The sequence below is a fragment of the Glaciecola sp. MF2-115 genome, from assembly GCF_047250385.1.
Taxonomy (GTDB): Bacteria; Pseudomonadota; Gammaproteobacteria; order Enterobacterales; family Alteromonadaceae; genus Glaciecola.
In genome coordinates this window covers 222,562-242,769 of sequence record NZ_JBLBVM010000054.1, presented here as the reverse complement: position 1 = coordinate 242,769, position 20,208 = coordinate 222,562, and the positions used below count along the sequence as shown (strand labels likewise).

At 41.6% G+C, this 20,208-nt stretch carries 17 protein-coding genes; 14 read left to right on the top strand and 3 right to left on the bottom strand.

The window, feature by feature from the left end; all coding sequences use genetic code 11:
• Window positions 1-389: 389 nt before the first annotated feature.
• Window positions 390-2,909, top strand: a complete 2,520-nt coding sequence (locus ACKLNX_RS13060) for a putative Ig domain-containing protein (RefSeq protein WP_412972679.1) — start codon at window positions 390-392, stop codon at window positions 2,907-2,909.
• A gap of 190 nt (window positions 2,910-3,099) precedes the next feature.
• Here the strand turns inward: ACKLNX_RS13060 and ACKLNX_RS13055 are convergent, their stop codons facing one another.
• Together ACKLNX_RS13055 and ACKLNX_RS13050 are read right to left on the bottom strand one after the other, a co-directional pair.
• Window positions 3,100-3,756, bottom strand: a complete 657-nt coding sequence (locus tag ACKLNX_RS13055; RefSeq protein ID WP_412972678.1) for a PEP-CTERM sorting domain-containing protein — start codon at window positions 3,754-3,756, stop codon at window positions 3,100-3,102.
• 213 nt (window positions 3,757-3,969) lie between these two features.
• On the bottom strand, window positions 3,970-6,174 hold the full coding sequence (locus tag ACKLNX_RS13050) for a glycoside hydrolase family 3 N-terminal domain-containing protein (protein WP_412972677.1): 2,205 nt from the start codon (window positions 6,172-6,174) through the stop codon (window positions 3,970-3,972).
• Between the two features lie 282 nt (window positions 6,175-6,456).
• Between ACKLNX_RS13050 and ACKLNX_RS13045 the strand changes: the two genes are divergently transcribed.
• From ACKLNX_RS13045 to ACKLNX_RS13000, 10 genes are all read left to right on the top strand, one after another.
• Window positions 6,457-7,590: a sensor histidine kinase gene (locus tag ACKLNX_RS13045; protein WP_412972676.1), complete on the top strand. Its 1,134-nt coding sequence runs from the start codon at window positions 6,457-6,459 to the stop codon at window positions 7,588-7,590.
• Between the two features lie 84 nt (window positions 7,591-7,674).
• On the top strand, window positions 7,675-8,538 hold the full coding sequence (locus ACKLNX_RS13040; protein WP_412972675.1) for a LytR/AlgR family response regulator transcription factor: 864 nt from the start codon (window positions 7,675-7,677) through the stop codon (window positions 8,536-8,538).
• A 376-nt stretch (window positions 8,539-8,914) separates the two neighbouring features.
• Complete coding sequence (locus tag ACKLNX_RS13035) at window positions 8,915-9,574, top strand: hypothetical protein (protein WP_412972674.1); 660 nt, start codon at window positions 8,915-8,917, stop codon at window positions 9,572-9,574.
• A 260-nt stretch (window positions 9,575-9,834) separates the two neighbouring features.
• Window positions 9,835-10,692, top strand: coding sequence for an HprK-related kinase A (locus tag ACKLNX_RS13030; RefSeq protein WP_412972673.1), 858 nt, complete (start codon window positions 9,835-9,837; stop codon window positions 10,690-10,692).
• Window positions 10,689-11,786, top strand: coding sequence for a nucleotidyltransferase family protein (locus ACKLNX_RS13025; protein ID WP_412972672.1), 1,098 nt, complete (start codon window positions 10,689-10,691; stop codon window positions 11,784-11,786). Before ACKLNX_RS13030 ends, ACKLNX_RS13025 begins: the two co-directional genes overlap by 4 nt.
• Window positions 11,787-11,822: 36 nt before the next feature.
• Entirely contained in the window at window positions 11,823-12,905 is a 1,083-nt protein-coding gene (locus ACKLNX_RS13020) for an endonuclease/exonuclease/phosphatase family protein (protein WP_412972671.1), read from the top strand.
• A 126-nt stretch (window positions 12,906-13,031) separates the two neighbouring features.
• A complete protein-coding gene (locus tag ACKLNX_RS13015) occupies window positions 13,032-13,832 on the top strand; it encodes a hypothetical protein (protein ID WP_412972670.1) in 801 nt (266 codons plus the stop codon).
• A 9-nt stretch (window positions 13,833-13,841) separates the two neighbouring features.
• Entirely contained in the window at window positions 13,842-14,375 is a 534-nt protein-coding gene (locus tag ACKLNX_RS13010) for a hypothetical protein (RefSeq protein ID WP_412972669.1), read from the top strand.
• Between the two features lie 129 nt (window positions 14,376-14,504).
• Window positions 14,505-14,960, top strand: coding sequence for a DUF2141 domain-containing protein (locus ACKLNX_RS13005; RefSeq protein WP_412972668.1), 456 nt, complete (start codon window positions 14,505-14,507; stop codon window positions 14,958-14,960).
• A 155-nt stretch (window positions 14,961-15,115) separates the two neighbouring features.
• Window positions 15,116-16,675 carry a bifunctional GNAT family N-acetyltransferase/carbon-nitrogen hydrolase family protein gene (locus ACKLNX_RS13000; protein ID WP_411692399.1) on the top strand — a complete coding sequence of 520 codons (1,560 nt, stop codon included), beginning with the start codon at window positions 15,116-15,118 and terminating at the stop codon, window positions 16,673-16,675.
• On the opposite strand, the gene nagA is transcribed toward ACKLNX_RS13000, so the two are convergent.
• Complete coding sequence (nagA, locus tag ACKLNX_RS12995; protein ID WP_412972667.1) at window positions 16,661-17,911, bottom strand: N-acetylglucosamine-6-phosphate deacetylase; 1,251 nt, start codon at window positions 17,909-17,911, stop codon at window positions 16,661-16,663. The genes ACKLNX_RS13000 and nagA overlap by 15 nt on opposite strands.
• Before the next feature lie 162 nt (window positions 17,912-18,073).
• Between nagA and ACKLNX_RS12990 the strand changes: the two genes are divergently transcribed.
• The 3 genes from ACKLNX_RS12990 to ACKLNX_RS12980 are packed head-to-tail and all read left to right on the top strand — an operon-like array spanning window position 18,074 to window position 20,181.
• Window positions 18,074-18,613, top strand: coding sequence for an isochorismatase family protein (locus ACKLNX_RS12990; RefSeq protein WP_412972666.1), 540 nt, complete (start codon window positions 18,074-18,076; stop codon window positions 18,611-18,613).
• Between the two features lie 27 nt (window positions 18,614-18,640).
• On the top strand, window positions 18,641-19,531 hold the full coding sequence (locus tag ACKLNX_RS12985; protein ID WP_412972665.1) for a peptidylprolyl isomerase: 891 nt from the start codon (window positions 18,641-18,643) through the stop codon (window positions 19,529-19,531).
• 2 nt (window positions 19,532-19,533) lie between these two features.
• A complete protein-coding gene (locus ACKLNX_RS12980) occupies window positions 19,534-20,181 on the top strand; it encodes a DsbA family oxidoreductase (protein ID WP_412972664.1) in 648 nt (215 codons plus the stop codon).
• Window positions 20,182-20,208 lie beyond the last annotated feature (27 nt).

The following is a 20,208-nucleotide window of genomic DNA, read 5'->3' as shown; positions in this document are numbered from 1 at the left end:
CATCCTACCCGTCGTTACTGCGAAGGCAGTAATCTCCCAAAACATCATCGAAAATTAAAAACATCCTGCGATGAATGAAGCAGATTTTAACCTTCGCAACTAAGACACGATCTCATCCTACCCGTCGTTACTGCGAAGGCAGTAATCTCCCAAATCATCATCGAATATTAAAAACATCGTGCGATGTATGAAGCAGATTCTTGCCTTCGCATGAAAGACGCGGGCCTATCCATTTAAACCTCTTTTAAGTTCGTTTAGTCGCTTTTAAGTTGCTCACTTTTTCTTCATCTATAAGGTGAAATGTAAATATAAAGTAAAACAAATGTAACACTCACGGTTGAGTCAACGAGCGCATTGAATAGTCAGATACGCTTATCAAGGATAAAAAAATGAAATACAATTCACAGCAACACCGAATAAAAAAACTAGCACTCATTGTAGGGCTCGTAATGGGAATGAGCGCATGTGGTTCAGACGATGATGATCCTGCTCCACCAGAAACACCGCCCGCGAATAATGCACCTGTTATTAGTAGTACTGCGGTTCTAACGGTTGAAGAAGGGCAAGATTACTCCTATACACTTGCAGCCACGGATGCCGACGGCGATACACTTACTTTAGCGGCGACTAGCCTACCAGCTTGGTTATCGTTTGAGGCAAGTACCGGCGTGCTGAGTGGAACGCCAAGTGAAGATGATGTCGGTGATCATGCTGTGACTCTAACCGTGTCAGACGGTACCGATACACAAACACAATCATTCACCGTTGAAGTGACAGCAATTCCTAATGTTGCACCGCTAATTACTTCAGTGGCGCCAACTGCAGCGACTGAAGGTAGCGAGTACTCTTATACATTAACCGCAACAGATGAAGACGGTGACACTCTCACGATGTCAGCCACGACTTCACCAGATTGGTTGACATTCGTAGCGAGCACTGGTGTTTTAAGCGGTACTCCTGCAACAGCAGATGTTGGCGATCACGATGTTGAGCTAAGTGTGTCAGATGGTGAAGACTCTGTTAGTCAAAACTTTACGATTACAGTTGCAGCAGTCGTATCAGAAAACAATGCGCCAGTAATTACCAGTAATGCGATTACGATGGCGACGGTGGGAACATCTTATACCTATACCTTAACGGCGACTGACGAAGATGGTGATGACCTAACTTACTCTTCAGTTACTTTGCCAACTTGGGGCGCTTTTGACACCTCAACGGGTATTCTAAGTGGTACTCCTGATGCAGCAGATAGCTATCCAGTTGAACTGTCAGTGTCAGATGGTACTGACTCAGTTTCTGATGCGTTCACGATTGTGGTTACTGAAGCATCTGCCCCTGTACTCACTATTTTTGAAAATACCGCATTGCCAGCGTGGGCTGCATGGGATTGTTGTGGTGGAACAACACCAACAATTGAAACAGATGATGCTGAGCATGATCAAGTCACTGAGTTTGTTATTAATGGCGGAACGGTTGTTGGCTTTACAGCACGAGAGGCTGATGGCGCAGTAGGTGGCATGCCATTTGATGCATCAGCTATTGCTGCTGACGGAACATTATCTTTTGAGTTGAAAATGACTCAACTGCCTACTGGTGGTCAAGTTGATTGGTTGTTGAAAGTAGAAAGTGATGGTGCTGCAACGAATGGTGAAGTTAGCTTATCTTCTAGCCAAGAAGGGCATGAAGCACCTGTGCTTGATACATGGTTGACTTATACATTTAATATTGCCGATCTTGCGACAGCTGGTTTAGACGTAAGCGCCATCGACCTGGTGATGGTTTTCCCTGCCTTTGGTCCGGGTGATGGTGCTATTTTTAGAATCGACAATGTAAAAGTGTTTCCAGATGGGGCTAATACAGTAGAGCCACCACCGCCAGCAGATTCTGATCTTGTTATCTTTGAAAATGCCATCGTACCTGCATGGGCACCTTGGGACTGCTGTGGTGGTTCAACGATTACGATTGAAACTGACGATGCAGAGCATGACCAAGTCACCGAATTTACCATTATTGGTGGCACAGTTGTTGGTTACACTGCCCGCGATGCTGATGGTGCAGTTGATGGCCAACCCTTCAATGCTTCAGCTATTGCAGATGAAGGTGTAATTACTTTCGATTTGAAACTGGTTCAACAAGCGACCGCAGGACCAACTAACTGGTTATTAAAAGTTGAAAGCAACGCAGCAGCGACATTTGCAGAAGTGAATTTGTCCAGCAGCCAAGAAGGACATGCGGCACCAGTGCTTGATACATGGCAGACATATACTTTCAATATCTCTGATTTGGCAGATGCTGGTTTAGACGTAAACCTTATCGATTTGTTTATGGTTTTCCCAGCGTTTGGCCCAGGTGACGGTGCTATATTCCGCATCGACAATTTTAAAGTGTTATCGACGGGAGCAGTAGAAACGCCTGTAAATACACAGCTGAATATTGATTTTGAAGAGGGTGGTGCTGGTAACGCTGGTTATGTGTGGGCCGTTTTTGAAAATGGTGATAATCCAGCATTAGAAATTATTGCTAATCCAGATTCTTCCGGTGTCAATGATTCAGCAACCGTAGCTAAATTTACTGCTCGAGTGGATGGTCAACCTTTTGCTGGCACAGAAACGAGTTCAGGCCCTACTTTTACATTAGATTCAAGCAACAAAATTGTGAGAATTATGGTGTGGAAATCGGTCATTAGTGATGTCGGTATCAAGTTCTCCGTTGGTGCAGCAGCGCAACCAGAGTTGAAAGTGGCCAACACGCAAATCAACCAATGGGAAGAGTTAACATTCGATTTCTCAAGCTATATTGGAACAGCGGAAACAGTTAACATTACCAATGTGATTGTTTTCCCAGACTTTAACGCTAGAGATGCCGAAACGGTGAATTACTTTGATAACATTACTTTTAGTGCGAACTAAGAGACGCGTTAAACTAAGTAACTAAGCATTGACAATAAAAAGCACAACAGGGAAACCGGTTGTGCTTTTTTTATGAGGTCGAAAGCTAGGCTTTCGTTATACAAGGAAGTCAAAAAATCTGAAAACAGAATTGTTAAGCGACTGAACTTTATAACTTAATACCGCCTAATCCAATAAGTTACAAAATGGCTTAACTTCCTTTTGAACCACGCTTGCTTTTAAGTCTTCTGAAGGTCAAAAAGCCTAGTGCCAAAAGCGCCAAAGAACTTGGTTCCGGAACGGCAACTCTTCTTTGATCAAAATTTATATTATCAATTGCTAAATCGCCAAAATTTTCAAATCTAATCCGAATTGTATTCGTAGACTCTAAAGGCGTTGAGAAAGTGTAATTTTGAACACCTTGGTTTTCATTTAAAATGAAATTCCCAGAGTCGAATAAAATATTTGATGGACCACTAAATATGGTAATCCTCGCGTTATATTCACCTGACCAAGCAGCAAAATCAAATTCATTTAGTCGCACGACAAATCCGGCGTCGGGAGTAAGAATCATTTCTCCTGGAACTGCAAAACTATTGTGACCCAAAGCGTTATCTAGTGTGCTGTATCCATCCCAAACAGAAAAATTTTGCGCTGTACTATCCCGCAAATAGCTAACAGCGACATTTGGCGTAAAACCGTTCCCTTCCAGAAACGAACCAGTTGCCACAGAGATGTTACTTCCATAGTCTTCTGGTACTACAAATACAGGGTCAATATCATCAAACGTAATAATCGTTGCCATAACCTGCACTGGGTTGAGCAACAAAGCTACGCAGAGAAAAACCGATAATTTCAAAAATTTCATTTCCTAATTCCTTCTAAAGCGATCTTTTAAATTTTATTTCTAATCTTGTACATCAGAGGTAATATGCAAAATGTAGACCTAAAATAAACTACAACAAAATCAGGGGAATAGTCACCTACGCAGTCATCTTGTTAATTTTTTGTAAAGAAAGTTGACGATTTTTACTCCAAAAATAGCGATGACTGTAAAGCTAAGTATTAAAAATACTTCAGTTCAATTTATTAGCTCAAAAGCCACATTCAACTCAAGCGAACTATCCTTTCCAACTCCTAACAAAAAGTCACCTGCTTCAACATTCAACTTGTTGTTTATATCGTAAAAAGCCAGATCATCGGTATGCAACTCAAAATTAACGTTTACGATAGACTTAGCTTTCACATAAACTCGTTGAAACCCTTTGAGTTCCTTGACGGGCCGCGTTACTGAGCCGACCAAATCGCGAATATAGAGTTGCACAATTTCATCTGCGTCAATCTCACTCTTGTTTTCCACTTTTAAGGTAACCGAGAACGATTCACCAATGACAATTTTATTGTCGCTAATATTTACATCATGATATGCAAACTCAGCATAGGACAAACCAAAGCCAAAAGAGTACAAAGGTGTGAAATGTGTGTCTAGGTGAGTTGCAGCCATTCCTAAGGATGTTTGCGGTGCACGCTGAGGCACGTCGTCAATATGCACATAGCTCCATTCAGCAGCAGGCCGACCACTATTTTTCTGCGCGTAATAAATAGGCACTTGACCAACAACTCGTGGAAAAGTAACGGGTAGTTTGCCTGAAGGACAAGCGTCGCCAAATAATATTTCGGCAATGGCTATGCCGCCCATCGTGCCGGGATGCCAAGCATATAAAATACTATCGATTTTGTTCACTATGGGTTGAATAGTCAATGGTCGCCCCGCAAGAATGACTAACACGATTGGGGTACTAGATTGCGACAAATACTCAATTAACTCATTCTGTGCGCCGGGCAAATCGATATTCGAACGGCAGTGTGCTTCACCCGACAAAATCGATTCTTCGCCTAAAAATAGGATCGCAACGTCAGCTTGTTCCGTTATGGATAGCGCTTTCTCAAACTGTTGAGTGTCTTTATCTCTTGAGCTTGCAAAAACAGGTTCAAATTTTATCTCAGTACCTTCATTTACAATTTCTTTCAAGCCACTTAAGCAGCTTATGCTGTGCTGTTCCTCGCCATCAAAAACCCAAGTGCCTAATTGTTCATATCCATCGTTTGCTAAGGGCCCGATTACGGCTATACGCTTAGTGTCATTTTTATTCAAAGGTAATATTGGCGAAGCTCCATTTCTGCTTTGATTTTGTAAAAGGACACAACTTTTTTGCGCAGCTTCTTTTGCAGCGCTTAAATGTTCATGGTTTAGGTAGGCAGGTAACGTTGATAGATCAGTATAAGCCTGATCGAACAAACCCAAGGCGAACTTGGTCTGAAGTACGTTCAATACCAAACTGTCAATTTCGGATTCTTGAATTTTACTCTCATCAATCAGAGCCTTCATATTATCGATGTAACAGGTGCTTTGCATCTCTATATCAATACCTGCTTTTGCGGCTAAACGAGCGGAGTCTTTGTCACTTGCTGACAGCCCGTGAACTTTTAATTCCTTAATCGATTCCCAATCGCTAACAACCAGACCTTTATATTGCCATTCGTCGCGCAGTATTTGCTTTAACAACCATTGATTGCCACTGGCAGGCACGCCATTCAAGTCGCTAAACGACGACATAAACGAGGCGACACCACTTTTTGCAGCGAAATAGAAGGGCTGTAAGTGCACATTTCTAAGTTCATTTTCAGGTATGTTGGTAGTGTTGTAGTCACGGCCACTTTCACTCGCGCCATAACCCACGAAATGCTTTGCACAAGCGGCAATAGCGCCGTTTGTTGATAAATCATCAGATTGAAATCCTTTTACCATCGCTACGCCAAGCTGCGAACATAGGAAAGGATCTTCGCCGAGGCTTTCTGCTATGCGTCCCCAGCGAGGATCGCGAGCAATATCTATCATTGGCGCGAAGGTCCAATTTACGCCAGCTCTAGCAGATTCGAGGGCTGCAATTCGTGCCCCTTTCTCTACCAGCTCTGGCGACCAAGCTGCTGCTTGCCCCAATGGAATGGGGAAAATCGTTTTAAATCCATGAATAACATCACGCCCAATGAGCAATGGAATGCCTAAGCGACTTTCCTCTTTGGCGATCCTTTGAAGTTCGTTAACTGTTGCAAGGTCTACTTCGTTAATGACAGAACTGACTCGGCCTTTTTGTATTCCTTCAACAAGATATTGCGGTATATGTCCGCCAGCTCCGCAGGTTTGAGATAATTGACCAAGCTTTTCATCTAAGGTCATTTTGCTTAACAGTTGCATTGCTTTTGTTTCTATCGGGCTGGTTGTCATACTCGTACTCTTATTTTATGTTGTCTCGACATGCCAAATTCGACTTTGCATGGCTGTGCTTTTGACGACTGACTACATTAGCGTTGGAATTGTTAGCGTCCAGTGAAATAAGGTAAAACGGACTATTTTTGAGGTAGCTTTCCTCCTCAACATCGCAAATAACTCTATTTTTGATTCTAGAGTTTTTACGTCTATTAACTCTTAAATCAGCATATACATAGATATGAATAGATAGGATGTGTAAACTAGACAAATGTTAATATTAAGTAAATTAGTTAGGGCATGATCAGGACTTTCAACCAGTCAATAAAAACGGCGATCAAGCACGATGCGTCCCATCGCTTTTGGTTCTGGCAGGCGAGCTTTTGGTTGTTTGTTAGCGTCGTTAGTTTCATTACCTTAACTCTTTGGTATAACGAGTTTACGTTTGGAAATATCACTCATACCGTGTTGCAAGGATTATTGGGCCTGCTGTTTTCAATTTTGCTATATCGCACTTTTGATAGGATATGGGAAAAATCGATAACTTATCGATTAACCATCGGCATGCTAATGGTTTTCTTTGTCGCCTTTGTGTGGACTATTTTTCGCATGCAAGCCTTGTCATGGCTTACCCCAGCAGGCGAATTGTGGGACGAGTTTGGCGGTTGGTATTTCGCAAGTATCTTTATCTTTTTGTGTTGGACCGGCTTGTTTCACGGTATTCGCTATTATGAGCTACTTCAATCGGAACACGAAACCATGCTAGTTGCAGAAGCTGCTACACGAAAAGAACATATCAAACGCATTGAGGCACAAAGTGTGGCACGAGATGCGAAATTAAAAATGCTTCGATACCAACTTAATCCGCATTTTCTATGCAACACTCTCAACGCTATTAATTCACTCATTGAAATTGAAGAATCTGAGAAAGCGCAAACGATGACTGTGCAATTGAGTCAGTTTTTACGCCATTCCCTAGACAATGACCCCGATACAAAAGTGACCTTAGCCGATGAAATTGCAGCTTTAAACTTGTATCTAGAAATTGAGAAAACCAGATTTGCGGATCGATTAAACCTCGATTTTATGGTGGATGACGATGCTAAAGAAGCGTTAGTTCCGAGTCTGCTTTTACAGCCAATTATTGAAAATTCTATGAAGCACGCTATTTCAAAAAGTGAGGCTGGTGGCACCATCAGCCTGCGCGCGAAAATCAAGCATAAGCGGCTCATTATCGAAATTTCAGATACGGGCGCTGAAAATAAACGAAAAGAAAAAGTGTCTAAGCAAGATAGTAGCACTGGGGTTGGTTTAGTAAACATAGAGCAAAGGTTAGCCGTACTATACGAAAATGATTACCAATTCAATGCGATGAAAGGGATTGAAGGTGGGCGAATTAGCCGCATCAATATGCCATTCGAGTTGTCAGCTTAAAGTGAAAAGAGGCTGGTTAAAAACTTGATAGTAAGTCTATATTGAGCGCTTACATGACTGAACGGAAGTAAGATAAAAAAACATATGACTAAAATAAAAACGATAATTGTAGACGACGAGCCTTTAGCATTGAAGTTGCTAGCGGCCAAGTTAAACAAACTACCAAATATTGACATTATTGCACAGTGTTCAAATGGTCGTGAGGCTATTGAAGCTGTAATAGAATTAAAACCTGATTTACTTTTTTTAGACATTCAAATGCCAGGAATAACAGGGCTGGAGGTGGTCAAGAACCTACAAAATGACGCGATGCCTCTTATTATCTTTGCTACTGCTTATGAGCAATATGCGCTTGAGGCTTTTGATGCAAATGCCGTGGATTATGTACTAAAACCCATTGATGATGTGCGTATTGAACGTGCCATCGGTCGAGCAGCTCAGCGCATGCAAGTCATGACAAATGAAACATCAAACAATAAAAGTGACGTCATTGAAGCTATCGCGCAAATGGATAAGAAGCAGAATAAAACAGTTACTTGGCAGGCGAATGATTCATATCCGCAGGATGACGATTCAACAGAGAATACAAACGCGGGTCAAGAAGAAGACCTACAATTAAAAAACAGAAAGATTGTTATTAAAGAACGAGACGAAATTCATTTGCTAAAGCAACATGATATTGAGTGGATTGATGCTGCGGGTGACTATGTTTGTGTGCATGCTTTGGGTGAGACGCATGTTAAACGTTGTACATTAAAGGAAATGCTAGAATATTTAGATGAGGATGTGTTCAAGCGAGTGCATCGCTCAACCATCGTAAACCTCAATTTTATAGACAAAGTTATTCCTCATACAAAGGGTGAGTTTTTCTTGATGATGGGCGAATACGACAAAATAAAAGTCAGTCGTAATTACAAGGATGTTGTGAAAACGTTTTTAACAAACTAAAGCTTAAATAGTTAATCTTATGGGCGCAATCTATGGGGCTTTTCAAGGTTTTCCAATAGTCATCTATGCCCTGATTTCTAGATTTATGCAGAATGAATTTAGTTGAATAATTCAGCGTTATCGTATAACCTTTCCTCATTATTCTATGCATGTAAATCACTTCGAAAGTCACTTGCTTCGATAGTAAGGCTGATAAATCTAATAACGCTTTGGTGTAGCATCTAATTTTTCTTACTCAATTCATGCGTTATCGATTGTCGGGTTATTTTACATTTACGAGTACCGGTATAATTTTATTGCAAAAATTTCAATGACTTAGTTTTTGGAATGATTTTTGCAATGTATGGAGAATATCCATTTTTAGGGAAAACTTTTTATGAGTATCGATAAATCAAAAGAAACGGAATCACAAGTTTCTGAAATTACTAAAACAAGCGTACGTAGGAGTTTTCTTAAGAAATCTGCGATAGGCTTAGTGGCTTCATCGATGCCAGCTCAATCTGTTTGGGGTGCTTGTAATGCGTCTGGTATTTCAGGTGGTTCGACGTCAACTACAACGTGTGTGATGCCTGTATTGTCTAATGGTCGTTCTCCGGGCAGTTGGGCCAAATTTATTGCTCCTCAACCCACTAACAAGGGTAGAAATAAAATCAAAGCTATGTTTTCCGCGTATAAAACTGCAAGCGATGGTGCACTAAATCATAATTTTTGTTATTTGAATTCATATATCAAAAATACGACCATCATGTTATCCGATGGTAAAGGCTCTATTCCATTTAAAGAGTTGCACCTAGGCAATGCGCTAGCAAATCCTGGAGGCATTTGGAACTTGGCTGCAGTTTACTTAAACGCTCGTTTTGGTTTTTATAACATTCCTCCCGAGTTTAGTGGAGCTGATGAACTAATTGAACATATTTGGGGTGTACTTTATGTCACAAATAACAACATGGAGCCGACAAACTTTGACTCATTGAAATCGTCATTTAACGACGGAGTTACTCACATGTCGATCCCTCAAAATGGTTCATGCTCATAATAGGCGCAGGCATTAAAGGTGCATCAACTTTCTAACAACCATTTAGTTTTTGTACCGCCAGACCTAAGTGGAATAATTGCATTCGATAAGAGCGATTATTCCACAGTTTTTATCCAATCTGACTTACGTCAATACCCGTTAATTGTTAGTTCTAAAGGCTCTTTGAATTGTGATTTTTTCAGCTCTGTGCCAGAGGCTGATACTTTAATTAATGATTTGAGGCTGGAATTAATGAATAAGAATATTATGTTGGAAACAGTTTGAATCCAATTGTTGACGTCGGGCCTTACCGCTTTTGTTTTGAAAACTGCCCATCTTTTATCGTCGACTATCTTGTCGATATGTATGATGAGAGCGTTAACTACTCAGTGGACGCCCCCGTCGATTTTACATTAACCATTAAGTACACATCTTTCTGGCGCCGCTTCATAAAACCTCAAGTGTGTATTTACGTTGATAATCAAAGACCTTTCAATCCAGTTAATCCTAAGCTCTTAATGCCTTCAATTGAATGGGGCATGAATTGGTGTATTGCGTCTTTAGATTATTCGAAATTACTCATTCATTCTTCCGTGTTAGTTAAAAATGGTAAAGCAATTATCTTCCCTGCCACTCCAGGATCTGGAAAAAGTACACTAGCGACTCATTTTGGATTGCATGGCTGGGAGCTTTTTTCAGACGAGATGGCTATTATTCCACTCGGCACTAACTCTGTTCAACCTATGCATAGAGCTGCCTCTCTTAAGAATAGGTCAATCGATGTCATTAAACAAAGCTCGCCAAATGCGACTTTTTCACCGACAACAATTGGCACTCACAAGGGCGACATCGCGCATGTAAAATTGCATAGCAGGGCGGAGTTTGAGCTTCTCAAAAAGGCTACAATAGTAGCGGTCGTGTTTCCTAAATACAAAGCTGAAAATGACTTAGTTGTTGAGCAAGTTAGTCAGGTTGAAGGCTTCGCAAAATTAATCCATCACTCTTTTAATTACAGCGTCCTAGGCGAAAGCGGCTTCTCAACTTTACAAAAAGTAGTAGAAAACAGTGATTTTTACACTGCAAGTTACTCCTCTTATGAAGGCTTAGAAAAGTTCTTACTGAGTGTGATTGAAACATGAAAAATGCAATCAGTATCTATACCGTATTTGAAGTGTTTTCTGAGCCAAAGCAAGTTAAAGAGTTCGACTCGTCACACTGGCAAAGCTTCATCAGGATCCTTCGCGGTGCCGATTTACTGGCAACGTTCTACTATTTGCTGGAGCGCAATTCCTTACTAGAAAGCATTCCGCCTTTTGCACTTAAACACATAGAGTCTGCAAAAATCTATGCGGACAGGCAAGCTCATCAAGTACGCAACGAATCACAAGCGCTTAATCTTGTTTTGGCGAAAGCCGATATTCAACCGGTCTTTTTAAAAGGCGCTGCCTATGTGTTGCGAGAGGATATTAATCACTTTGGGCGTGTGATGTCCGATATCGATATTCTAGTGAAAAAGTCCCAACTCAATGCTGTTGAAGCGGTGTTACAAAAAAATGATTGGGCAGAATCAAAGCTCGACGATTATGACCAACAATACTATCGCAAATGGGCACATGAATTGCCGCCCTACAAGCACGTCTACAGAGGCACCAGTTTAGATATACATTTCACTCTATTACCACCCGTCTCTGGAATTGATATCGATGAAGAATCACTGTTCTCAAATGTACAAGTTACAAAAGACGGAAGCTGGGCGCTACCACCCAATCTTTTAGTGTTGCATTGTATTATTCACTTATTTTTTAATGAAGATTTCAGCAAGAGCTTTAGGGATGTGCTGGATATTCATTTACTTATCGAGCAATTAGAAGCCTCAGAAGGCTTAGACGGAATTATAAAGTTGTCTGAATCGATGGGTTTCTATAAAGAAGTGTATTATGCCCTTAGTGTGCGAGACTTGGTTTTTCACACTAACAGCGTACAGCAATATCAGCTTAAAAGTCCTAAGCTTTCTTTCATCACTGAATTTTTTGTGAGGAAGATTTTATATCGAGCAATCATGCCATCTCATGATATTGTATTTAACTCATGGAATAATTTTGCACGCTTTATTATGTATATTCGAGGCCACCTATTGAAAATGCCAATCACCATTTTGATCCCACATATGTTGGTTAAAGTGCGACGAGCATTGGTCACATCTGTGATGGGAGCGCATCATTATGAAAAATAGTATAGGCGTGTCCTTTACTCACTCAGTGGGCGAACTATGCTGATCGTACTGTCTCTCCTGAGTCTTATTATACTAAGTGCGACGCTGTTACCCTTATTGCGCAACTCACATTGGCTTGTGCGTGGCTTCGATTTCCCACGTTTTCAACTTGCCGTATTTGCGATTCTACTCTTAGTGTTGCAATACCTTTTCTTAGATTTCAATGAAGCGACAGCTTGGTTACTAAGCTCGATAGTTTTTCTGTGTGCTTGCTACCATTCATGGTGGATATTGCCGTATACAAGGCTTTGGCCCGTCGAAGTGCTAGCGGCTAAAGATAATCAGTCTGAGCGCCAGCTTAGTTTCATTACAGCGAATGTGCTTACACCCAATCGCGGTGCTGACAAACTGATAAAGCTAATGCATGAGCATCAGCCAGACGTACTTGTGACGCTAGAGTCTGATTTATGGTGGCAGGAGCAACTCGATGTACTTAAAGATAAGATGCCGCATACTATTAGCTGTCCCCTCGATAATTTATATGGCATGCACGTGTACTCTCGGCTTCCATTGGATGACGTTGAAGTATCATTTCTTGTAGAAGAAAATGTACCGTCTATGCACGCCCTTTTAAAATTGCGCACGGGCGATTGGGTTCGCGTTCATTTCTTGCATCCAGCACCGCCTAGCCCAACAGAGAATACGGAATCAAAAGAGCGAGATGCGGAGCTCATAATAGTGGCTCGTAGTGTTGCTGATAGTGAGCAAGCTACAATCGTAACGGGTGATCTTAATGATGTGGCTTGGTCTCGTACAACAAGATTGTTTCGAAAGCTCAGTGGCTTGTTGGATCCGCGCATAGGTCGAGGCATGTACAACACTTACCATGTGGGCTTTCCTTTTATGCGCTGGCCACTCGATCATTTATTTCATAGTGAACACTTTACAGTTCAATCTATTCAGCGTTTGCCATCAATAGGCTCTGATCACTTTTCATTACTTACTCGACTATCCTATGCGCCTAGACACGGTTCTGCGCAAAATGGCTTAGAGGCCACAAAAGAAGATGAAGTGTTCGCCGACGACATTGAAAATGCCAAAAACGTAAATAAAAACAAGGTGCCTAGCCCTGGAAGTTAGGCTTTACCGCAACTAATTCTACTAATACTAATTTTGTACCTTCATATTTATTAATGAAATATTGTTGATTTATTGCTCACTTTGACTACTGTTTCTATACAAGCATTTTTCACAAGGGAATAAAAGGTGCCGGTATCCCCAGATAATAAGAGAGTTATTTTAGTTGTCCACGGCGTTCAATTGGCCGATGATGACTCTCAGCAGCAAGATAAAATGATCCGTCGTTCAATTGAATCTAGGCTAAACCACCTAGACTTTGAGTTTGATGTCGATTTATACCGATATGAAAACTTATCGGACGCATGCCTACAAAGACTTAAAAGCTTGTCGCTCTTATTACTAAGCACTGGAGTGGGGGCTGTTGTCGCGCCAGCAGTCATCGATATTGTTGGCGATGTGGCAATTTCACTATCTAAGAATTCCACCGCCAATGAAATCAGGCAAGGACTGCGTGAGCAGATTATGTCCTACTATGAAGCCGGAAACCCCTTATACATCGTCGCCCATAGTCTAGGCAGCGTATATGCTTTTGATGTTATAAACGAGCTCATTGAAAGCAGCGATTTGTTTGAACGTGATAATCCGCTCACATGGCCGGTGCAAGGCTTGGTTACGATTGGTTCACCCTTGGGCTTAAAAATGTTTAAAAAGACGGGTAGAAGTCACGCCAGTAAATTAGGTACGGGTGACTACAGCTTGCGTTGGCTTAATTACTTCGATGTGACAGACCCAGTGGTTTCAGGTGATATTCTGGGCACTAAGCTGCGTGATTTTAATATAGCCGAAAAGTACAAACAGACAGGCTCAGACTTTGGCTGGTTTATTAAAGACTATCCTGTTGATACAGGGAAAAATTGGCTTATGGCGCATACCGCATATTGGGATAGCGCGGTTGTTGGTGATGGTCTATTGGATATGATGGTTTAAGGAATGATGATGAAAAATACACTAACACTGGGCTTAATTGTTTTAGTTTCTGGCTGTACAAGTCACCTTTATTCCGGAACCTCGTCGTATGAGTACAATGGCAAAACTTGTCATTCGTTGGTTTATTGGAACGATTCCAGCCACCCCTTCGATAAAGAAGGAAAAGCAACAACGGTTGTGATCAAAACCCCTAGTGGACGCAGTTATTCACTCAGCCCCAATAAGGATAGTAACGGCGACGTAAGTTATGAATTAATTCTTCCTTCAGGTGAATTTACCGATTCTGTTAATCAAACGAATGGCGATACTGAATTGTTTTGTGGATTGTTCAAGGGCAAGGAAGCACACCAAGAGCGTAATTTGCAGCAGACCGAGTTTTATCTCTATTGTGACAAGACGGCACATCCTCTGCGTAAATCAACAGACACGATGAAAGCCTCAACAACACCTTACGTATTTGAAATGAACGAACCTGTCAAAACCATTACATGGTTCAAGCCAGAAGAAATTAAGGCAGACATCAGCGTCGTTAAATGCGACTAACAAACATTTCACTTAGGCCTTTATTGCAGTAGGCCAAAAGTCATACTAAATAAAAGTACCTATGGCACATTCCTTGATTTGCGCGGCGCGCTATTCTAATCCTGTCAACTAAATACAGGAAACGACAAAATGAAAACTTCAACAAACTTACTTAAAAACATTATCGCTACTTCAACTTTAGCACTTTGCTCGCTTACTGCAATCGGCGCACAAGCAGGTAACTTAGATGTTAACTTCACGCAAATCGATCGCCCAGTTGGTCAGCTTATGGTCGCAATCTATGATAATGCTGAAGCATACAACAACGAAGGAAAGCCTGTTCAGTACACAACTGTAGAGGCAATTGGTGATACGGTGAGCATCAGCTTCACTGACCTCGCTGAGGGAACTTATGCACTTAAAGTACTACATGACATCAATAGCAACGGTAAAATGGATATAAATGCCGCAGGTTTACCACAAGACGGTTATGGCTTTAGTAACAATGTGGGCATGTATGGTGTACCTCCTTTTGATGCAGCTTCTTTTGAGGTGCTCGACTACGCGGTAATCGATGTTGTCGTAAGAAAGCCGGTGGTTTTATAGCATCGACTTGATACAAAACACCTACTTTAGTCACCTAAGTAAGATGCTTTTTCTCGAGCTAAACTTAGGTGGCTTTACACTTCGACTATTCAAACTTCAAATTCCTGCTAGACTACGAAATTCGGTGTAAATGTAATTACGTTTTTGAGGAATGCATGCCAATTAAAGAAACTGTAAATTCGAATGAAGAAGGTGAGCACTTATTAGAGCTCAGGCAATGTCGCTTAGATGATTACGATGATATTCGAGAGCTTCAAGAGTCGATATATCAACGTGTCGGTGGTGCACTGCCGTTCAAACAATTCAAAGCACAAATTTCGACTTTTCCCGATGGCCAAATCTGTATCGAAGATAAAGGTAAGGTAGTGGCTGTTGCCATGTCGGTGATAGTTGACTACGAACAGTTTGGTGACAAGCACACCTACGAAGAAATTACCGGTGATGCTTACATCACCACGCACGATCCAAATGGCGATGTGCTGTATGGTGTAGACGTGTTTGTATCTAAAGAATACCGCGGTTTGCGCTTAGGTCGACGCCTATATGAAGCGCGTAAAGAGCTTGTGCGAAACCTGAATTTGCGTTCGATTATGGCCGGTGGTCGTATTCCTAATTATATAAAGCACGCACATGAGCTCACGCCGTATGAGTATATTGAACAAGTGAAATCTAAGGATCTTGTGGATCCGATCCTCACTTTTCAATTGTCTAATGGTTTTGACGTGAAACAAGTGATGAAAGCCTATTTACCCGAAGATAAAGACTCTTTGGGTTACGCTACTTTGTTGCAATGGCACAACATGTATTACGATGCTGAAAAACCAAGTTTAATTGGTGGTAAGCGCTCAACGGCAAGAATAGGTTGCGTGCAATGGCAAATGCGCTACTTTGAGAATGTTGAAGGCTTGCTCCAGCAAGTAGAGTATTTTGTGGATGCCTTGTCCGACTACAAGTGCGATGTTGCTTTATTCCCTGAATTCTTCAACGCACCACTCATGGGTTTGAGTGATGGTGAAAGCTCTATTGATGCAATATGGCATTTAGCAGAGTATACAGAAGAGATTCTTACGGCAATTTCACGTTTGTCGGTTTCCTACAATATCAATATCATCGCTGGTTCGATGCCAGTTGTGGAAGGTGAAGAGCTGTTTAACGTGTCGTATCTATGTCACCGCGATGGTCAAATTGAAAGCCAGTATAAACTCCAGCTAACGCCTCATGAGAAGAAAGAATGGATCATGAAGGGCGGTAATAAATTGCAATCCTTTGATACCGATTTTGGTAAAATTGGCATACTGATTTGTTACGACGTTGAGTTTCCTGAGCTGGCTCGTTTGCTGTCAGAACAAGAGATACAGGTGCTGTTTGTGCCCTTCTGGACAGACACTCAAAATGGTTACTTGCGTGTGCGTCGTTGTGCTCAAGCCAGAGCAATAGAGAACGAATGTTACGTTGCAATTGCAGGTAGTGTAGGTAACTTACCGCAGGTTGATAACGTGGATATTCAGTATGCTCAAACGGCAGTTTTCTCGCCGTCTGACTTTGCTTTCCCACATGATGCTATCGTTTCTGAAACTACGCCAAATACAGAGATGATGCTAATTGTCGATCTTGATTTTGATAAGCTCACAAAGCTTCAAAATGAAGGTTCGGTGCGCAACTATCTGGATAAGCGACGTGACTTGTTTAGAGTGGAATGGCTAGGGGAGAAGTAGTCCCTTACGCCAACTAGCCTCCACTGAAAGTTGGTCATCAAGCAGAACAAAATCTGCTTGTTGGCCAACTCTTAAAGTGCCGACATTGTTTAAGCCCAAAAACCTCGCTGGCACTTTGCTCGCCATGTTTAGGGTATTCTTCAAAGCAGTTTCTTTCGCCTCATTTATTGTCGCCTCATTCATTTTCGACTGAGCTGTTTTGGTGTCAGTTATTTGTGTCTCAGCCGTTAGCGCCTCAGCTATTGACACCTCAGCAGTTTTCGCATCAGCAATACAGCCATACATATTACGAACCGCGCTTGCCATATCTAAACAAGAGCCAGCCAAACTACCGTCATTGAGTGTTAACTTGCTATCGTGACGTGTGATTGTTGAATCGAGCCAAGGTAAGGTGCTGATATCAGATCCTACATGTGCCATGGCATCGGTGACGAGCATTAATCGTTCGGGACCAATACATTTGTAGGCTAACAAGCAATTGTAAGGTGCAACATGGTGCATATCTGCTATCAAGCCAGAGCTTACGCGTACATCATTTAATGCCGCGGCAATCAAGCCTGGTTCGCGAGCGGTGAGTCCGGACATTGCATTGAACAAATGCGTGAAGCCGCGTGCTCCGGCATCAATGGCTTGCATTGTGGTTTCTAAGCTTGCCGCTGAATGACCAAGGGAGACGATTACGCCATTTTGAACCAATTCCGAAATAATGTCGGTGGGTAAATTCTCTGGCGCAACAGTGATAAGTACTTTACCAATGTCTTTACGAGTAAATGTTTGCAGTTCCGCATCTGAAATGGAACGCACATGTTGTGCAGAATGTATTCCTTTCTTCGGCAAACTAATGTGTGGCCCTTCAAAATGGATACCGACAATACTTGAAATATCCTGAGCGATCGCAAGAGCAACAGCATTTGCCGCAGAATCCATTTTCTGCATGCTGTCTGTTATTAATGTAGGAAGCATAGATGTAGTGCCAAACTGTGCATGACCGGCCGCCATCTCAGCTAAGGCATCGACGCTTTGTTCATGATTAAACAAAACGCCACCACCGCCATTCACTTGTGTATCAATGAATCCTGCGCTCACTAAACCGTCCAGATGAGTCGTGCCTTTTTGCAAAGCATCAAGTTCAACATTCGTTTCTATTGACGTGATAAAACCATTTTCAAGCTGAAAAAAAACGGATTGATGTATCGATTCACCATCAAAAAGTGCATTTGCAAAATAGGCAGTCATGGTTCAGTTGTTATCGCTATTCGTTTCACATTTGTTAGCTATCTTCTAACAAGCGTAATGGATGTACAAGTCTCATATTTTCCACTAAGCTTTAAATCAGCTTATTCATCTGCAGGCTCAATTATTAACTCTTTTTGCTTGACCTCATAAGGATTAAATAAAGTGTTAAAAAGAACAAATACTGGTTTAATCGTTGTCGACATTCAGGGCAAACTTTCACGCCTGGTGCATAACAGTGATGCGATGTTTGCAAATGTATCCAAGCTCATAAAAGCTTGTTCACTTTTAGAGATCCCCATCATTGTTGTTGAACAGAATCCTGAAAAACTAGGCAAAACTGACTCAGAGTTACAGCCCTTACTGGCCTCTTACCCATGTATCACAAAGTTCGCTTTCAATGCTTGTGCTGAACCGCATTTTGTTGATGAGCTGAACAAAATAGATCTTGAGCATTATTTAGTTTGCGGTATTGAAGCACATGTTTGCGTATATCAAACGGTGATGGGTTTAAAGGCTATGGGGAAATCAGTGGAATTGGTGAGCGATTGCGTAAGCTCTAGAGAAGAGTCTAATAGGCAAGTCGCAATCAATAAATTACAAGCACAGGGAGTGAGCATTACAAGTGCCGAAATGTGCTTATTCGAATTAATGAAAAATTGTAAGGACTCGAAATTCAAAGAGTTTTTATCTATTATTCGTTGATAACAACCCAACTTAAAGGGAATATATATGCGCTGGAAAACCACACGAACAAGCCTCATGGCGGCTGCTTTTTTAAGTTCGCTTTTTACCGTAGCCTTCAATGCCTATTCTGAAGATGCAGAGAAAACACAGGCTAAGTATCAGGTGAAACAAGAGAATTTAATTTACCTATATGCTGATACGGGCTTGATAGTGATGGAGCTAGCTCCCTTCATAGCACCAAAAAGTGTCGCGCAATTTAAGGGCCTAGTAGAGGAAGGGTTTTATGATGGATTAGACTTCTACCGAGTCATAGATGGATTTGTTGCTCAAGGTGGTGATGTGACTGAAAAGAAGCCTGCTAAGCATCGTGCGAATTTGGCGCCAGAGTTTACTCGCCCTTTTACAAACAACTCTGATTTCATTACCGTTCAATCGCCAGCACTTTTAGCGCAGCAAACAGGTTTCATTCAGGGCTTTCCGGCAGGGCGCAATGTGACAGACAAGCAAGAATGGTTATTGCATTGTCCTGGTGCAGTAGCGATGGCTAGGAATAATGAAGCAGATTCAGGCTCCACAGAATTTTATATCGTGATTGGTCAGGCTCCTCGTCATTTAGATCGAAATATGTCGGTGTTTGCCCAGGTCATATATGGCATGGATAAAGTGCAAGCTATGCAGCGTGGCAATCCAAATGTGGGTGGTGGTGTAATAGAAGACTTAACTAAACGCAGTAAAATTCTGAAAGTAAGGACTGGCAGCCAGCTTACAAATGAGCAACAAATGAATTTTACGCGTAACTATGTTGACAGTGAGGATTTTCAAGCACGATTGCAAGGTGCTCGCACCTTAGACAATGACTTCTTTCATTATAAAGGAACTGGAAACTTAGATGTTTGCTACTACCGCCCTCGATTCACAGTTCAACAGGGTAAATAAGAATGGCGACTGAATTAAAAATTGATATTGTATCTGACGTTTCGTGTCCTTGGTGTATTATCGGATACAAAGCCTTACAAACAGCTTTGGCTAATATTTCGCCCGAAATTACGGCAAGCATTGAATGGCAGCCTTTTGAGTTAAACCCTCAAATGCCGCCAGAGGGGCAAGAAATCAATGAGCATCTAACGCAGAAGTACCAGATTTCACAGCAACAGGCTGATCAAAACCGCGAGGCAATAAAGCAACGTGGTTTGAGTGTTGGTTATGAATTTGGCAACCGCGGTGGCGGTCGTATTTACAATACCTTCGACGCACATCGTTTACTGCATTGGGCGAAGTCTCTGAGCAAGCAAACTGAATTAAAACTAGCATTGTTCGACTTGTACTTTAAAGAAAGTGGCGACCCGAGTGATCATGCCCAGTTAATTCAAACAGCTAAAAGTGTTGGTTTGGATAGTGACGAAGCAAAAAAAGTACTAGATTCAGATCAATTTGAAGATGATGTTCGTAAATTACAACATCACTACCAAAGCGCCGGTGTGCAATCGGTACCAGCGGTAATAGTTAATAATAAACACTTAATTAGTGGTGGCCAGCCTGTTGAAGTTTTTCAACAAGCCCTTACACAAATAGCTAACGAGGCCTGAACAGGTATTTAGGCATAAAACTGATAT

Bases quoted from the DNA above. Each gene is read 5' to 3' on its own strand.
- ACKLNX_RS13060 (WP_412972679.1), top strand. From the start codon at position 390: ATGAAATACAATTCACAGCAACACCGAATAAAAAAACTAGCACTCATT.
- ACKLNX_RS13005 (WP_412972668.1), top strand. From the start codon at position 14,505: ATGAAAACTTCAACAAACTTACTTAAAAACATTATCGCTACTTCAACT.
- nagA (WP_412972667.1), bottom strand. From the start codon at position 17,911: ATGACTGCCTATTTTGCAAATGCACTTTTTGATGGTGAATCGATACAT.
- ACKLNX_RS13000 (WP_411692399.1), top strand. From the start codon at position 15,116: ATGCCAATTAAAGAAACTGTAAATTCGAATGAAGAAGGTGAGCACTTA.
- ACKLNX_RS13045 (WP_412972676.1), top strand. From the start codon at position 6,457: ATGATCAGGACTTTCAACCAGTCAATAAAAACGGCGATCAAGCACGAT.
- ACKLNX_RS13040 (WP_412972675.1), top strand. From the start codon at position 7,675: ATGACTAAAATAAAAACGATAATTGTAGACGACGAGCCTTTAGCATTG.
- ACKLNX_RS13025 (WP_412972672.1), top strand. From the start codon at position 10,689: ATGAAAAATGCAATCAGTATCTATACCGTATTTGAAGTGTTTTCTGAG.
- ACKLNX_RS13020 (WP_412972671.1), top strand. From the start codon at position 11,823: ATGCTGATCGTACTGTCTCTCCTGAGTCTTATTATACTAAGTGCGACG.
- ACKLNX_RS13055 (WP_412972678.1), bottom strand. From the start codon at position 3,756: ATGAAATTTTTGAAATTATCGGTTTTTCTCTGCGTAGCTTTGTTGCTC.
- ACKLNX_RS12980 (WP_412972664.1), top strand. From the start codon at position 19,534: ATGGCGACTGAATTAAAAATTGATATTGTATCTGACGTTTCGTGTCCT.
- ACKLNX_RS13050 (WP_412972677.1), bottom strand. From the start codon at position 6,174: ATGACAACCAGCCCGATAGAAACAAAAGCAATGCAACTGTTAAGCAAA.
- ACKLNX_RS13010 (WP_412972669.1), top strand. From the start codon at position 13,842: ATGAAAAATACACTAACACTGGGCTTAATTGTTTTAGTTTCTGGCTGT.
- ACKLNX_RS13035 (WP_412972674.1), top strand. From the start codon at position 8,915: ATGAGTATCGATAAATCAAAAGAAACGGAATCACAAGTTTCTGAAATT.
- ACKLNX_RS12985 (WP_412972665.1), top strand. From the start codon at position 18,641: ATGCGCTGGAAAACCACACGAACAAGCCTCATGGCGGCTGCTTTTTTA.